Below are 16,331 nucleotides of genomic sequence, written 5' to 3' on the forward strand. Positions count from 1 at the left end.
ATAATAAAATGGGCTTTATCCAAGAGCAAAATATATTTTTGAATCAAATAGGTCAAACTCAAAATGATATTTTTGAGTTTTTAGCTAAGAAAACCGTTGATTTGACTATTGCAGACAATCAAAAAGAAGTATTGGAAAAGTTAATTGAAAGAGAAAATGAAGGTACTACTGGAATGATGGACGGTTTTGCGATTCCTCATGCGAAAGCTTCAGCGATTCATCACCCGGCAGCGATTATTTTAAAACTAAAAGAAAAAGTAGTGTGGCAAAGTTTGGATGGTCAGCCAATCCAATTTATTATTGCTTTGTTTGTTCCCGATACACAAGCTGATGACGCGCATTTAAAGTTATTGTCAACAGTGGCACGTTTATTGATGCGTGATGATATAAGAGCTAGTTTAAAAGAAGCCAGTTCAGCAGATGAAATAGCCAAATTACTAAATAATCAGATAGACGAGGTAGCTTAAATGAAAAAGATCAGTCAAGGGAAACGAAACCATTTAAAAAATATAGTTGATGAAAATGGAAGGATCGGTGCCTTAGCAATTGATCAACGGGGCGCATTGAAGAAACTAATTGGTCAATACAGAGAAACAAACGATCGCGATATAGTTGGTTTTAAAGAAATCGTTTCAAAGGAATTAACACCTTATGCCTCAGCTATTTTGTTAGATCCGGAGTATGGATTACCAGCAGCGAAAGATCGTGCCCATAATACAGGACTATTATTAGCTTATGAAAAAAACGGTTATGATAGTTCGCTGCCAGGACGGTTACCAGATAGTTTGAATACTTGGTCTGTAAAAAGATTAAAAGAGGTGGGGGCAGATGCCTGCAAATTTTTATTGTATTACGATGTGGATGAAAACGAAGAAATCAATGAACAAAAGAAAGCCTATATCGAAAGAATCGGCTCAGAATGTCTTGCAGAAGAACTACCATTTTTTTTAGAAATCATTTCGTACGATGCAATTCACTCTGATACAACGACAAAAGAATATGCAAAAATAAAACCGCGAAAAGTAATTGAAGCGATGCCGGAATTTTCAAAAGAGCGATATCATGTAGATGTATTAAAAGTAGAAGTTCCTGTCAATATGAACTTTGTCGAAGGCTTTGGGAAAGAAGCTGTGTATTCAAGAGAAGAAGCTAAAACATTCTTTCTAGCACAAAGCGCTGCAACTGAACGTCCGTTTATCTTTTTGAGTGCAGGAGTTAGCACAGAATTATTTCAGCAAACATTACGATTTGCTCATGAAGCAGGTTCTGATTTCAATGGAGTATTATGTGGACGAGCTACTTGGCCAGAAGGAGTGTCACCATTTGTGAAAGAAGGCAACGAAGCTGCAGTAGATTGGTTTCAAACCATTGGAAAAGAAAAGTTACATTCGTTAAACAACGTATTAGAGCAAACTGCTTCTTCCATATTCAATAAAATTCAATAAATCTTCATTTCATAATTTTTATACTGAAAGAAAAGTATCTATATTTGAGAAGAAAGTCGAAGAGCCAAAAGTAGTTTAACTTTGGGGCACTTCGGCTTATTTTGTTTCATGAATGACCTAGTCTCAGCTAGTTTAGTTTAACTAGTTAAAAAAAAATTCAAAAACCTCAAAAAACTCTCATTGAAAATTGTATGGCATACATTTATTACGTTGCTGGGAAAAGAGGAAGCGTGTATGATTCTGGTTTGAAAAGATATAGACCTATTTTTTGTTTTTGAGTGTTCTAACTAGTCATGAACGAAAAATCGATCCTATCTGACATTTAATAACTATTTAAAAAGGGGAGATGCAAAATACATGTGAAGACATTTCAAAAGATTGTTTTGTATGTTTTGATTTTTTTATCGGTCCAATTATCCGTTTTAAATGATGAAGTATTTGCTTCAAGTGAAAAAAGTCAGGTGGGGATCACCTTTAAAGGGGAGCTTCCGAAAGACCCAAGTACTCTATTTTCTGCATCTGAAAAAAATCAGGTAACAAAAAAAGAAGAAAAAACACGATTTCCACAGACAAATGACCGATCCTCGTTCTTTTTAGAATGGCTGGGTTTTCTTACTTTAGTGATAGGTCTATGGCAACTGTTCAGGAAAAGAAAGAAGGAACAACAGTGAAAAAAATAATCTTAACGACTGTATTACTCAGTACAAGTTTTTTAATGGGGGCTTTAACCGTACATGCCGATGATTTAAGTGGAAAAAGTACAGCAAAAATCGGCTTGACGAAACAAGATCCTGATCATCCAGTAGGGCCGATTGACCCTCTTGATCCAGATGATAACCCATCATCGAATCAACCTACTGGTAACACAGGTGATTTGCGTATTGATTATATCTCAAATATTGATTTTGGGACTCAAATGATTTCTGGGAAGACAGAGACTTACCAAGCAACAGCACCAGCTAACATGGTCGAAGCTCAAATCTCAGATTTACGAGGAACAGGGGCTGGTTGGAATCTGCAAGTAAACTATGATCCAGCACAATCTGGTTTTTCTTCAGCTGATCAAACATTAAAAGGGGCAGAACTCACGCTACCAGTTGGGCAAACTAAAACTGTCGCAGATAGTCAATCCGCTGCGCCTGCTACAAATGAAATCACCGTCAATGATGATGCCCAAAATATCATGTCAGCAGTGAAAGATACTGGTCTGGGTACTTGGGCAGATGAAATGACAACGTCTCAAGTGAAGTTAAAAGTTCCTTCAGGGAATTTGGCAGGAGCCTACACGGCCACTTTAGTTTGGACATTAACTGATGCACCAGCATAGTTTTAATTAAAGGAGAAATGGAATAACAATGAAAAAACAAGTACTTTATACGCTAGCAACGGCCTCATTATTTTCTACTATCTTATTATCTACGATGGTGAAAGCAGACGAAACGATTGATGATTCAACTACTTCTACTGCAAAGATCACTTTTGATGGAACCAATACCGATCCGGTCACACCAGTCAATCCTAACGATCCGGATACGCCAGTTGATCCAAATAATCCGATTGATCCAGATGATCCAGATAACCATGGGACAGGAGACAATGGTCCATTATCGATCGATTATGTTTCGAATATTACATTTGGTACCAAAGATATTGCTACGACTGGACAAGTATATCATGCAGTCAATGCTTCCCCTTATGTCCAAGTAACGGATAAGCGTGGTGTAGAAGGTGGTTGGGTTTTGACAGCCTCAGCCTCAAAATTTACAGCTAGTGACAACTCAGAATTAAAAGGAGCCATTCTTTCATTTAAAAATGGTGAAGCAGCTACTAATTCAGATAATATCAGTAAAAAGCCAGTGACGAATGATGTCGTTTTTGCCAATACAGAAGCACAAACGGTCATGACAGCAGATAGTTTAGCTGGAGAAGGCACTTGGGTAGATGTCTTTAATGGAACACAAGGAGACAATGCAAATGTGCAGTTAGCGGTTCCTTCAGGATCGGCACAAGCAAAAGAATATACGGCTACGATTACCTGGACATTGACGGCAGGCCCAACGGAATAGAAAGAGGAGTAAGATGAATAAACTACGAGCATTGATTGTTTTGGTTCTTGGATTATGGGTGACTATGTTGCCAATGTCCGTCTATGCTGATTCAAATGAATCAGCATATAGCGTTAGCGCGGATATTCCAGATTTCCAAGTTGACAAGAATCTTTCGTATTTTGATTTACACCTTCAGCCCAATCAACAAAAAACAATTAAGATCCATCTAGCGAATACTGGGAAAGAAAAAGCTGCTTTTCTTGTGAACGTGAATAATGCTGCAACCAATAGCAATGGTGTGATCGATTATGGAAAAAATGAATTTAAAAAAGATCCGTCAGCCAAATACGAGTTGAATCAACTAGTAAAACCCAAAACACAAGAAGTAGAATTACCTGCGGGAAAAGCTGAGGATGTTCAATTCCAGATCACCATGCCAAAAACTGCTTTTAAGGGGATCATTCTTGGCGGGATTCACGTTAGTAAGAAGGATGACATTAGCCAAAAAGCAAAAGGAACGGCGATCCGTAATAAATATGCCTATGTCATTGGCGTTAAATTACAAAATAGTTTGGTTAAAGTGACTCCTGACTTAAAATTAAAAAAAGTCAACGTAGGATTACAAAACTCGTATACGACAATCTTTGCAAATATCCAAAATCCGACAGCTACGATCATTAGTAAGGTGGCATTTGATGCTAAAGTGACGAAAAAAGACAGTAATGAGATACTGTATGAAACGAAAAAGGAGAATTTGTCGATCGCACCCAATACAAATTTTGATTTTCCGATCGGTTTGAACAAAGACAAAATCGCTGCAGGTAACTATACAGTGACCATTGATGCAAAAGAGCAAGGAACCACTCATCGCTGGCATATGACCTCTGATTTGACAATTAAAGCTGATAAAGCAAATAAACTAAATCATGATGCTGTGACAAATGAAAAGGGAATCCCTTATTTATCCCTCATTATCGGAATTGGACTATTTCTTGTGCTGATCATTTTATTTTTAAGTTGGAAATTACTGAAAGCAAAAAGGTAGGTGAGCTAGTCAAATGGATGCAAAAAAACAATTAAGACAAGAGCTCTTTATCTTTTTATTCTTTTTATTCTTTTTTTGTTTTTTGATCACTCTTTTCTTTTCTACTACTTCGGTGTTAGCGGATGTTACTTATCCAGAAAAGACGGAAGGACTCATTTTTGATGGGCATGTAAAAGCAACCATTTCTTATACAAAAGATCATGCACCTAATTACACAGCTGTAGGCGATAAAATTACTGTCACGACGACTTTAGAAAAACAGGACGAAGGAATTCTGCCAGATGTGTACAAGCAGTCTTCTGTCGTGATTTTATATCCCGAAGAAACTCAAGGGCTAAAATTATTCGGGGATCCAGCCTTTACTTATCAGCCAATAAATGGGGAAAATCAAACAGGTGCCTTTATTGATAGCAATACACAGTTGCAATCAACGATGTTGTGGTATTTTAATACGAATGTAAAAATATTATATTCAGACGATATCACATATAACGGTAGGATGACCCAAATCTCTGACTCAGGTTTTACAGATGGAAACTACGACGATCAATATTCCTTACAAAAATTATTGCTTCATCAAGGGGATAAAGTGTCATTATCTTACCAAGCGGAGATCACAAAAGAAGCACTAACGAAAAGTAAATTTACTTTTCATACAGCTATTTTCGATAGTCAGACAGCTACGATTGACTGGGATAATTTCCTAACAGTATCAGCGCCAAAGATTCAAGAACTAGGCCTTTCTTTTGATGAAGCAACAAAAAATAAGCAAATCACTGTTTCAGATGAGCAGTCCTACCAAACAACATTGACAGGAAATTGGGTGGGCGATCAAAGCAATCTTTCTCCTGACTTGACGATCAATGGGCAAACGATCCCAGTATCAGTAACAGATTTTAAGGAAGACGGGACGTTTTCAATTCCTGTTGATTTGAAAAATCATGGGAAATTAGGAGATAATGCAGTTCATCTTAAGATCACTAACGGCACGCAAGTAGCTGAAGATGATGCAGTGCTATCACTTGTTCAAGCAGACACACCACCAGAGGTCAAACTATTAGAACCCACAAGTGAAGTCACGGTTTCACCGACCGATCAGTCACTAGTGATCAAAGGTCAATGGAAAGATAAAGAAAGTGAGAGTATTCGTCTTTTCTATCAATTAAGTGGTACGGAAAATGTTTTAGTAAATTCTATTAGTAATGAAAAGAAAGATACGTGGACAGATTTTTGTCAAAAACTCCCACTAGATCAGCTCCAATTAGGAGAAAACCACGTAGAAATTTATGGAAAAGATGCGGAAGGACAGGTTTCTGAAAAGGAGAAATTGATTATCCAATTGGTTCAAGGAACGATTTCATTTAAACAGATTGATCCAGAGATGTTATTTCAAGATTTAGTGATCACAGGGCAAACGAGCCAATCAACGACACAAAAAGCAGTGAATGTGATAGTAGAGGATACAACAGGCAAGCCAAAGGATTGGGATTTAACCGTTAAACAAGTTCAACCGTTTAGTAATGGAGATCAAAAGTTAGCGGCTCAGTTAGCCTATCAAAATGACTCGGTCCGTTCAGTGATTTCAACGACACCTGTCAATCTTTCATTAAGACAGATCAATGATAGGGAGTATTCTTTACCTCAAGACCAAGCTCATCAATTCCAACTAACAGTTGCTCCAGGAGGGAAAAGTGGGGTATATCAATCTGAATTAGAATGGACTATCGTAAAAGCTCCTGGATAGAGTCATTTTTTGATAAGAGACTTACTTCATTTTTCCGCTAGCAATTTTCGACGTTTCTTAATAAGCAATAGTTAAACATAAAGAAATAAGCCGAGAAATCCAGAAACAAAAAATGTTTCTGAAGCTCTTGGCTTTTTTTGTGGCTCAAGGAAAAAACACTAGTTTCTCATGTTTTGTAAGTCTTTCCTGCGTATGATTTATAAGATAGGTGAAAACAAACGAGAAATTTGTTGTTTGAATAACAACCAGCCAGACATTTCTTTGACTGTTTCTGTGGTCATCGGTGTACATTGTTTTTCATCTTGTAAAAATTGATCTGCTAACTGGGTTAAAAAGGCTGGATCATAAATGACAGCACTGGTTTCGAAGTTCAACCGATAACTTCGAACATCTTGATTGGCAGAGCCGACCATACAAATTTCATCATCCATGATCAATGTTTTCGCATGTAAAAAACCATTCTCATAAACCAAGATTTGAACGTTTTCTTTGATCAATTGACGTGCATAATATTGGGTTGCTCGGTAAATAAACGGATGATCAGGTTTATTAGGAATCATGATCTTGACTTCTACGCCAGAAGAAGCGGCAATTTTTAAGGCAGCGATCACACTTTCATCTGGAACCAGGTAAGGTGTTTGAATCCATACCCGTTTTTTAGCAGCTGTGATCAATTTAATAAAGGATAATTTAATTTGTTCACGTTCGTTGTTAGGACCACTTGATACTAGTTGAATCGAAGTATTTTCATGCTTGTCGTCTTTCCCAAGTTCTTTTTGAAAAAAGTAATCAAGATGATAGGCAACCTTCTTTTGTTCGGGTACTGAAACATTCCAATCCGTTAGAAAACGTAGCTGTAATAATGAAGCAGCAGCGCCATAGATTCGAATATGAGTATCACGCCAATAACCAAACTTTTTGGTTGGATTGACATATTGATTGGCGATGTTAAAGCCACCGGTATAGCCGATTTTACCATCGATCACGACGATTTTACGATGGTCGTGATAATTTAAGCGGAATCGAAGTAATGCTCTTTGTGACGTGACGAATGTGTGGACGTGACCACCATTTTGGATCAAACGGTTAAAGTCTTTCGGTTTAGTGCCGTGTGAGCCAAACGCATCATATAATAAGCGGACTTCAACCCCTTCAGCAGCTTTTTCTTCAAGTAATGTCAAGATTTGTTGTCCGATGTTGTCCGTGACGAATGCATAATATTCGATATGAATCGAATGCTTTGCCTGCCGAATATCACTTAATAGAGAAGTTAATTTTTGTTGACCATCTGTTAATAAAGTGACGGAATTACGTCGGGTTAATGGCATGCGATTCAAAGAAGAGAAGAAGTCAACAAATTGTTGATGCTCTTCATTATCCATGACGGGATCATAGTGATCGATCGTATCTCCTTTGAAATCTTGAAAATTTTCTAGTTCTTTCAAGTCGCTTTGTCTCAAATAAAATTTTTTCTTATCAGTCAATCCGCGACCGAAGAAGAGATATAGAATAAATCCAAGACCTGGAAGAGCAAATAGTACGAGCAACCACGCCCAGATTGCAGCTACGTCACGAGGTTTGATTAAAATAGTTACTAAAGCAATTAGTGCATTGATGAAATAAAGGATCGTGAGAATAGTGATAACCAAAATAGCTTCCTCCTTATTTAGAATAACAAACAGTATTATATCATGAGAATCCTTAGAATCCTAAATTTGAAGTTGCAGAGATTATAAAGTGGTTTGAAAAAATAAAGAACCACAAGGCAAAGTGGTTGCAATTTTCTATTCATTCATGTAGGATAAGAATATAGTTGAATATCTCCTTAGGGGAGTAACCGACAACGTTTGTTGTGATAATATCAACAGTAAGTTAACCATTTGGTTTTCTGGTATTGTATGAAATGGTGAGACCTAAGACAAATCCGCATTTGTCTTAGGTCTCTTTTTTTTCAGTCAGAAAACTTTTTGGTAACGAAAAACAAAATGGGGGATGGAATTTGGAAAACAAAGAACAGGCTCAGCAAGTTGTCTATAAAGAACCAATTGACTCGCTGATGCAAAAAACACAGAGCTCAACCGATGGTTTGAGTACATCACAAGCAAAAGAAAAGTTAGAAAGAGACGGATTGAATCAGTTAAAAGAAGCACCTAAGAAGCCAACGTGGAAATTGTTTTTAGAAACTTTTAAAGATGCAATGGTTATTGTCTTATTGATTGTCGCTTTGATTCAAATGGTCATGGGAGATTATATCGAATTTTTCGTTATTTTTGCCGTATTGATGTTGAACTCCGTGATTAGTGTGATCCAAACGAAGAAAGCAGAAGGTTCTTTAGAGGCATTGAAAAATCTTTCTGCACCTGATGCACGTGTGATTCGTGATGGAAAAGAAAAAACGATCCCTGCGAATGAACTGGTTGTAGGAGATATCGTTTTATTGGAAGCGGGAGATTATGTCCCTGCCGATGGTCGGTTGTTAGAAGCTGGATCATTGAAAGTGGATGAAGGGATGCTAACTGGTGAATCGACAGCATCGGAAAAAGAAGTAACTGATATTAGTCAGACAGTGCCGATTGGTGATCGTATCAACATGGTATTTAGTGGAACAATCATTACTTATGGTCGTGGGAAATTCTTAGTTACCGCTACTGGAAATAACACAGAAATCGGTGAGGTGGCAGGGTTACTTGAATCAACAACTGAACAAGTAACACCACTACAGCGTGGATTAGATAAATTTAGTAAGAAGTTAAGTTTAGCGATTTTAGCTTTATCGTTAGTTATTTTAGGTATCCAATTGTTCCGAATCTATCTTGGCGGAGGCACAGGTGATTTAACTGCTGATATCGTTAGTGCAGTAATGTTTGCAGTCGCTGTTGCGGTTGCTGCCATCCCAGAAGCATTACAATCAATCGTAACGATCGTTTTATCCTTGGGAACCAATAAAATGGCGAAGCGACATGCCATTATCCGAAAATTACCAGCAGTGGAAACATTGGGTTCGACTAGTATTATTTGTACAGATAAAACTGGGACATTGACCCAAAATAAGATGACGGTAGTTGATTATTATCTAGCGAATGGTTCGACTGGAGATTTTACCGATGATCCAAAAAAATGGACAGACGATGAAAGACGCTTGATTGAAATCAGTGTATTAGCCAATGATGCTTCCATCAGTGAAGATGGTACGAAACTTGGAGATCCGACAGAGGTAGCGTTTATTGATTTTAGTGAAAAATTGAATCAACCGTATCAAGAAATCCGTAACAACTATCCAAGAAAAGCTGAATTACCATTTGATTCTGACCGAAAATTAATGTCGACTGCTCATAACATTGATCAGGGACACTATCTTTTTGTTAAAGGTGGACCAGATATCGTGTTTGCTCGCAGTAAAAAGGTCTTGCTAAATGGTGAAGTTGTACCAATGACAGAGGAATTGATGAAACAATTCAAAGAACAAAATGAAGCTTTCTCAAACAAGGCATTGCGTGTTTTAGCCTTTGCTTATCGCCCAATTGAAAGTCCAGAGTTGTCATTTGAAGATGAAAATGACTTGATTCTAGTTGGATTACTTGCCATGATCGATCCTCCAAGAGCAGAAGTCACACAAGCAGTTAAAGAAGCTCGAAGCGCTGGAATTAAAACAATTATGATCACTGGAGACCACAAAACGACTGCTGTTGCGATCGCGAAAGAAATTGGGATCTTTGCAGAAGGAGATCAAGCACTTACAGGGACAGAGTTAGATGAATTGACCGAAGATCAATTAAACGAAGTCTTGGAAAAAGTGACTGTATACGCACGTGTATCTCCTGAAAACAAGATCCGAATCGTACGTGCATGGCAAACAAAAGGACACATTTCTGCGATGACAGGCGATGGTGTTAATGATGCTCCGGCCCTGAAACAAGCGGATATCGGTATTGCCATGGGTACGGGTACGGATGTATCGAAAGATGCGGCAGCGATGGTCTTGACCGATGATAACTTTGCTTCAATCGTTAGTGCCGTAGAAGTAGGACGTAATGTTTTTGATAATATCAAAAAGGCGATTGCCTATTTATTCTCTGGAAACTTAGGTGCGATCATTGCGATTGTCTTCGCTTTAGTTGCTGATTGGTCCAATCCATTTACAGCATTACAATTATTGTTTATCAACTTAGTCAACGACTCATTACCAGCGATTGCTTTAGGAACAGAAAAAGCCGAACCAGCTACAATGAAACGTCCACCAAGAGATCCAAATTCAGGAATCTTTACCGATAAAACATTGATCTCGGTTACTTATCGAGGCGTATTAATCGGTATCGCAGTCATTTTTGCGCAATGGTTAGGAATGCAACATTCACCAGAATTTGGCGTAGCAATGTCGTTTTCTACATTGATCTGGTGTCGAACATTACAAACATTCCCTGCGCGTTCTAACACACAAACAGCGATCCAAGCAGGTTTCTTCGCAAATCGAAGCGTATTGTTAGCTGTTGTAGTATGTAGTGCATTGTATTGCTTGACGATGATCCCAGGCTTGAAAGAAGTCTTTTCAATTCCAGCAGCATTTGGTTTGACAGAAGTCTTTACGTCAATCGGGATTGCCTTAGTAACAATCATTTTAATGGAAATCACAAAACTGATCCTTGTACACGTACAAAAAGAGAAATAAAAAGGAATACCTGGGATAATTTTTTGATGTGCTATTCAAAAGTTAATAGCAGAGTATTTCACCAACTGGCTGGTATGGCTTCGGGATTCAACCGAATGTATACCAGCCAGTTTTTTGTTCAATGACATCTTTATTCTTTACTTGATGATAGCTGTCTAATATACATAGTGAAGAACTATATCGGTAATTTAAAAATTTGGCTCTGATGAGATAGAAAGAAAGGAAAACACATGTGAATCATGTATAATGAAAGGACAGAAATTTTAAAAATAATTATTTCGATAAGCCTAAGAGCAGGTAGGTTTTGGTTATGAATTAGTCAGTATATTATTTATTCCGAAAAGTGAAAAAGCGATATAAAAATAGAGAAATAGAGGAATGAAAATGAACGAAGAAGAATGGGACGCCTTTGCAAGCGATTACTACATGAATCAAAAAGAATCAGACAAAACAATTGTCCGAGATGTCATTGAATATCTAAAAAAAGAAGCTGCATTACCAACTGAGAAAATAGTGGATGTAGCAGGTGGCGCTGGACGCTATCTAGCGATGTCAAAAGAAGCAACTACATATGAATTGATAGATTTTTCGGATGAAATGTTGAAGTTTGCTACTGAAGAAGCAGCTAGATTGGGGAGGGAAAACATTCATCTAACGAAACAGACTTTTTCTGAATTTCTGGAAAATGGAAAAACGTATGATTTTATTTTCTCTGCTTCTAATCCGGCTTTAGACGATTCCGTAAAGTTAAGTAGAATGTTAACAAAGATGAAAAAATATTGTGTCATCCTAAGAGTTGTCTCTTCTAAAGAAGATCTGTTTACATCGTTGGAAAAAAAATTAGGAATTTTCGAAGAAGATGCTGTGACTTCACCAGTAATAATGGATCAATTGGAAACTTATTTAAAAGATGAAGAATGGTCCTATAAAAGAAAAGAATTTACGTATACGTTTAAAGAAGAAATTACGGAAGATTTTATGAGAGCTTATTATCAAGAATATCTAGAAGAAACAATTTTTAAAGAGTATATTCAAAAATATTTTGACCCAAAAGAAAAAATTGTTAGTACAACGATGTTGACCTATCGGCTACTACTAATCAAGAAGGAGTGACCCCAAATGGGCATGACTAGTTTTGTTTACTCTAAGAATATAGAGAAAAACGATTTATCTCTTAGGACGGATTGACGAGGAATGACTTTTTGAACACCGTTTATCCGTCTTTAGAGATATGATGAGAAGAGACTGAGCCAATCTGATATGCTCCCCCCTATATAGGACACTGAAATATAAAAGTCCTGTATAGGGAGAGCATATCACAACTTGCCTCAGTCTTTTTTTGTTGTGGCTAATGGAGTAATCGAAAATCAACGTAAAAGAAAAAACACTTATATTTGCTTGTGTCTTAACAATTCACTCTAAGAAATCGACCTAAAACTATTTTTTGACTGTTGGTTATCTTTCTAAAATAATAAACGAAGAAAAATGAGTTGTCAGATATATTGGCCTTATGTTTTCTTAACTGTTTTAAATCATTTTTATTATTTTATAAAATAACAAATCATTGAAATGTTTGTTTTAGAAAATTATAGCTTGCATCTTAATTATTTCTTTAAAAAAATAGTTTAATTGAAGTGAAAGTATAATTTTTATTGTGGTTGTTGACTATTTTATTTATACTTAAATGTATACGATTGCTTTGTTTGATTAAATGGCAATTTGTATAAAATTACATAACAGGAGGTTTTTTGTTTGAAAAAGATTTTTTTGATATGGTTATCAGTGTTGTTTTTTGGTTGTTTGTTTTCTACGAATGTTCAGGCGCAAGAGGTAATTAAAAAAGAGATTTTTAGTATTCCTGAACCAACTTGGATCTTCAATGCAGGGATGGATAAAGGAAAAAATCATGATCGCCAGGATTTAGGATTTATCTTGTCCGAAAATGTTGAATTGAGGATTAGACAAACAAATAAACAATTCAAAAATAAATTAAGATTGAGATTGTTAGGTAATGCTTCAAGTATCGAAAAAAGTATCTTAGTTGGTTCAGAATGGGTAAGTATAAGTGCAGATGATCCTTTGGTTCCGTTTATTGATACGCCATATGGAGAAGAAGCTGCTCAGATTGAATATGAAATCGTCACTTCTGAAAATATTAAACCATTACCAGTTTATAATTATCATGGAGATGATACTATGTTTCTTTCAATGTGGGACAAGTTCGATGCTGAATATGCTTTGATTAAAGGACCAGATTTTCAATTGCTTGTTCCTAAAAATGATAAAGAAAAAGTAAGAAACTTGAAAGATTACCGTTCCTTAGATGAATTGATCGAACACTACATCGAATTGTTTGGTTACTATAATCAAATCGCTGGTTTTGATAACTCGTCTAAAGAAAATCAAAATGGAGTGAACCGTTTTTTCTTTAAAGCAGATAAAAACGGACGTGGCGGTGCTTATTATTCCTCAGAATGGGCAGCAAATAGCTATAGCACAGTCGAGTGCTGGTTAACTGAAGACAGTTGGAAAGTGTTGCATGAAATTGGTCATGGCTATCAAGCTGGTTTTGATGGAGTTGGAATGTATACGGGAGAAATATCAAATAATTTGTTTGGTGTTCAGTATGAGTACAATATCCTATTTGGAAAAGAAGCAGATAAAAAAGGCGGGCTATTTGAAGGGAAAAAAGATACAGTAGAAAGAAGTATGTATGAACATATGATCTACGAAAAACGTACATATGCTGAGGCTAAAGCCAACGAAAAACTAATTTTATTAGCGATGTTGAAACAAAAAGCTGGAGATGAGGCTTTTGCTAAAATGTACCAAGAATATCGTAAAATAGCTAATCAATCAGATTTCGTCCGTGAAGATCATACCTTACCTGATTTAATGAATCGTATCTATAGTGAAAATAGTCAACTAGATTTTTCAGGTGTTTTAGAGAAATGGGGATTGACGCTTGATCAAGTACAAGTTCAAAAAAATCGTGAGCATGGTTATCCGGCAGTCGCTTCTTTAGCTGATGTCGTACCAGAAAGTGAGTTGGCACGTGCGCGTGAATTAGTCGACCCATCTTATTTGATCAATTCTAATTTTGAGATGGTGCAAAATAAGGAGATTGCTGCGCTAAATCTAAAAGGTGATCTTACGATTGAATTAAGTTTGAAAGATTTAAACCTATTAAAAGGTACCAAAATAACTTTAAAAGATGGAGCGAAAGAAATAGCTACTCAAGAAATCACTGGAGGAGTAGTCACTTTTAAAAACATTCCTAATGGCATCTATTGTGCAGAATTCTCTGGAAATCAAATGATGTATTTCATCCCACAGAATAGTTATGTTTACGTGAAAGAAGTAACAAATCATGCGGTTATTACGTTGGACGAAGTAAAAGATAGCCAAGTCATTGATTTTCATGGAGTGAATGACAGGAAGTTTGGCTCATTTACATTTAGAACAAACAAGAACAGTGATACTCAAGAAGCAATTGTTTCAGTTACGCATTCGAGACCTCATTATCGTTATGAGAATGAAACTTATGTAAAAGTAATGGTCAAAAGTAGTACAGGAGAACTGAAATACGAAAAAACGATCGAAGGCATAGAGTCTGTTACTGGTGAAGAAAATGTATCATTGAAAATAGGTGATATCGTTGAAATTTATCATGCAGAACCTAAAAACCGCTTCATTTCTTCAGAAGGGATCGTTGATACTACGCAATCGACCAATCGTTGGGTAGTAACCCAATTTGGATTAGAAAACCTAGCTTTGAAAAATGATGCCAAAGAGGATCTCAAAAAAAGAATTACGTCATTAGCCACTCAACTTTGGGATAAAGAGTTAGTCAATCCGGTTCCAAGTGACCGATCACCAGAAAAGAAATTGTTATGGGTGATGATGGATCAAACAACATTAAAAGAAAAATCAGAATATCAAATTTTATATTATATACTATTCAAAAAATGGTTCTAAATATCAAGAAGCATCATATAGTTTATGAAATAGGATAGAAAATCAAATAGCGACTTACAGTTATTTATTGTCACAACAATGTTGACAAAAGTAATTGCAAGCCGCTATTTTTTGTTTTACTGCTTTTTGTAGCTATATGTCAAAAGTTGCTTTTTTGCAAACATTTTTGATTACCTATTAAATCAATCAGGCAGTTGTCTCATAGGATTACTTGTAGTAACGAATATCATTTTCAACTTTATAGATTGAAAATGGTACATCGGAAGAATATTCGGCTGTTTCCCCATGTTCAGGTAATTTTTCCTTGAAGATTGTTTCATATTGATCGACTGTGACAGCTTCTCTACCTTCTAACATTTCTTGATGTAGTTCAGTCAATAGGAAATCTTGATAGCCGTCTTGTAAGTAACCTGTGAAAAATTCACTGACAGCACCCGAACCATAGCTGAATAAGCCAATTCGATCACCTGATTTTAACACTTGTGAGTTTTCTAAAAGAGAAATCAATCCTAGATAAAGAGAACCAGTATAAAGGTTACCAATTCGCCGACTATAACGAATACTTTCTTCATAGCGAGTCAATAAGCGATTTTGTGTTTTTTCATCTGTCTGATCCAAGACACTTTGTAAGGCTTTTTTCCCCATTTTTGTGTAAGGAATGTGAAAACTTAGCGCATCATAGTCTTCTAAAGTAAATCCTGTTACCTCTTTATGTCGATTCCAAACTTTTTGAAAAGATTCGATATAAGTGGAGTTGGATAAAGGACCATCAACCACTGGGTATTGCGCATAATCAGGACGCCAAAAATCATAAATATCTTCGGTTAAGAAAGTACTATCGTCTTCGATAGTGATGATTCGTGGATCTTTGGTAACCATCATAGCGACAGCACCCACACCTTGTGTCACTTCTCCACCACTAGCTAGACCATAACGGGCGATGTCACTAGCGATCACTAAAACTTTTCGATCTGGATGATTTTTTACATATTCTTTTGCCATGTGGAGAGCAGCAGTTCCACCATAACAAGCTTCTTTTACTTCAAACGAACGAGCAAAAGGTTGGACTTTCAATAAATGATGGATAATTACAGCACTCGCCTTTGAATGATCGATGCCAGATTCCGTTCCTACGATAACCATATCGATCAGCTCGCGATCTTCATTTGTGACGATCCTAGTAGCTGCATTTGCTCCTAAAGTCACGATATCTTCTGACACTCGGTTGATGGCCATTTGATCTTGGCCAATACCGATATGGTATTTAGCAGGATCATCTCCCCGACGTTCAGCTAACTCTGTCATATCTAAATATAAATTTGGAATAAAAAAGGAAAGACGATCAATCCCTACTTTCATTTCAACACCTCTTTACTCATGATAAAAAAACTTACTTTACTAAAGT

General features: G+C 36.6%; 12 protein-coding genes. 10 read left to right on the forward strand and 2 right to left on the reverse strand.

Annotation, left to right across the window (positions count from 1 at the left end):
• The first annotated feature begins 8 nt into the window (after window positions 1-8).
• From IGK91_RS04455 to IGK91_RS04485, 7 genes are all read left to right on the forward strand, one after another.
• Complete coding sequence (locus IGK91_RS04455) at window positions 9-467, forward strand: fructose PTS transporter subunit IIA (RefSeq protein WP_010737320.1); 459 nt, start codon at window positions 9-11, stop codon at window positions 465-467.
• On the forward strand, window positions 468-1,445 hold the full coding sequence (gene lacD, locus IGK91_RS04460) for a tagatose-bisphosphate aldolase (protein WP_181934231.1): 978 nt from the start codon (window positions 468-470) through the stop codon (window positions 1,443-1,445).
• Between the two features lie 359 nt (window positions 1,446-1,804).
• Window positions 1,805-2,116 (forward strand): LPXTG cell wall anchor domain-containing protein, encoded by a 312-nt coding sequence (locus IGK91_RS04465; protein WP_010737322.1) that lies wholly within the window; start codon window positions 1,805-1,807, stop codon window positions 2,114-2,116.
• Complete coding sequence (locus IGK91_RS04470) at window positions 2,113-2,772, forward strand: WxL domain-containing protein (RefSeq protein WP_010737323.1); 660 nt, start codon at window positions 2,113-2,115, stop codon at window positions 2,770-2,772. The genes IGK91_RS04465 and IGK91_RS04470 overlap by 4 nt, the downstream gene beginning before the upstream one ends.
• 28 nt (window positions 2,773-2,800) lie before the next feature.
• Window positions 2,801-3,511 carry a WxL domain-containing protein gene (locus IGK91_RS04475; RefSeq protein ID WP_010737324.1) on the forward strand — a complete coding sequence of 237 codons (711 nt, stop codon included), beginning with the start codon at window positions 2,801-2,803 and terminating at the stop codon, window positions 3,509-3,511.
• 13 nt (window positions 3,512-3,524) lie between these two features.
• The gene (locus IGK91_RS04480; protein WP_430605334.1) at window positions 3,525-4,538 is read left to right on the forward strand and encodes a DUF916 and DUF3324 domain-containing protein; all 1,014 of its coding nucleotides are present in this window, start codon (window positions 3,525-3,527) and stop codon (window positions 4,536-4,538) included.
• Window positions 4,539-4,551: 13 nt separating this feature from the next.
• Complete coding sequence (locus tag IGK91_RS04485) at window positions 4,552-6,282, forward strand: hypothetical protein (RefSeq protein WP_181934232.1); 1,731 nt, start codon at window positions 4,552-4,554, stop codon at window positions 6,280-6,282.
• A 197-nt stretch (window positions 6,283-6,479) separates the two neighbouring features.
• On the opposite strand, the gene cls is transcribed toward IGK91_RS04485, so the two are convergent.
• The gene (gene cls, locus IGK91_RS04490; RefSeq protein ID WP_010737327.1) at window positions 6,480-7,931 is read right to left on the reverse strand and encodes a cardiolipin synthase; all 1,452 of its coding nucleotides are present in this window, start codon (window positions 7,929-7,931) and stop codon (window positions 6,480-6,482) included.
• A gap of 350 nt (window positions 7,932-8,281) precedes the next feature.
• Between cls and IGK91_RS04495 the strand changes: the two genes are divergently transcribed.
• From IGK91_RS04495 to IGK91_RS04505, 3 genes are all read left to right on the forward strand, one after another.
• Complete coding sequence (locus IGK91_RS04495) at window positions 8,282-10,948, forward strand: cation-translocating P-type ATPase (RefSeq protein WP_430605335.1); 2,667 nt, start codon at window positions 8,282-8,284, stop codon at window positions 10,946-10,948.
• A gap of 384 nt (window positions 10,949-11,332) precedes the next feature.
• Window positions 11,333-12,061, forward strand: coding sequence for a class I SAM-dependent methyltransferase (locus IGK91_RS04500; RefSeq protein ID WP_034867499.1), 729 nt, complete (start codon window positions 11,333-11,335; stop codon window positions 12,059-12,061).
• A gap of 639 nt (window positions 12,062-12,700) precedes the next feature.
• On the forward strand, window positions 12,701-14,926 hold the full coding sequence (locus IGK91_RS04505) for a putative mucin/carbohydrate-binding domain-containing protein (protein ID WP_228012152.1): 2,226 nt from the start codon (window positions 12,701-12,703) through the stop codon (window positions 14,924-14,926).
• A gap of 207 nt (window positions 14,927-15,133) precedes the next feature.
• Here IGK91_RS04505 and IGK91_RS04510 read toward each other — a convergent pair whose 3' ends face one another.
• Window positions 15,134-16,285, reverse strand: a complete 1,152-nt coding sequence (locus tag IGK91_RS04510; RefSeq protein ID WP_010737331.1) for a hydroxymethylglutaryl-CoA synthase — start codon at window positions 16,283-16,285, stop codon at window positions 15,134-15,136.
• Window positions 16,286-16,331 lie beyond the last annotated feature (46 nt).

The sequence above is a fragment of the Enterococcus sp. DIV1208 genome (assembly GCF_050530455.1).
Classification (GTDB): domain Bacteria; phylum Bacillota; class Bacilli; order Lactobacillales; family Enterococcaceae; genus Enterococcus_B; species Enterococcus_B hirae.

Bases quoted from the DNA above. Each gene is read 5' to 3' on its own strand.
- IGK91_RS04485 (WP_181934232.1), top strand. From the start codon at position 4,552: ATGGATGCAAAAAAACAATTAAGACAAGAGCTCTTTATCTTTTTATTC.
- IGK91_RS04500 (WP_034867499.1), top strand. From the start codon at position 11,333: ATGAACGAAGAAGAATGGGACGCCTTTGCAAGCGATTACTACATGAAT.
- IGK91_RS04475 (WP_010737324.1), top strand. From the start codon at position 2,801: ATGAAAAAACAAGTACTTTATACGCTAGCAACGGCCTCATTATTTTCT.
- IGK91_RS04510 (WP_010737331.1), bottom strand. From the start codon at position 16,285: ATGAAAGTAGGGATTGATCGTCTTTCCTTTTTTATTCCAAATTTATAT.
- IGK91_RS04455 (WP_010737320.1), top strand. From the start codon at position 9: ATGGGCTTTATCCAAGAGCAAAATATATTTTTGAATCAAATAGGTCAA.
- lacD (WP_181934231.1), top strand. From the start codon at position 468: ATGAAAAAGATCAGTCAAGGGAAACGAAACCATTTAAAAAATATAGTT.
- IGK91_RS04480 (WP_430605334.1), top strand. From the start codon at position 3,525: ATGAATAAACTACGAGCATTGATTGTTTTGGTTCTTGGATTATGGGTG.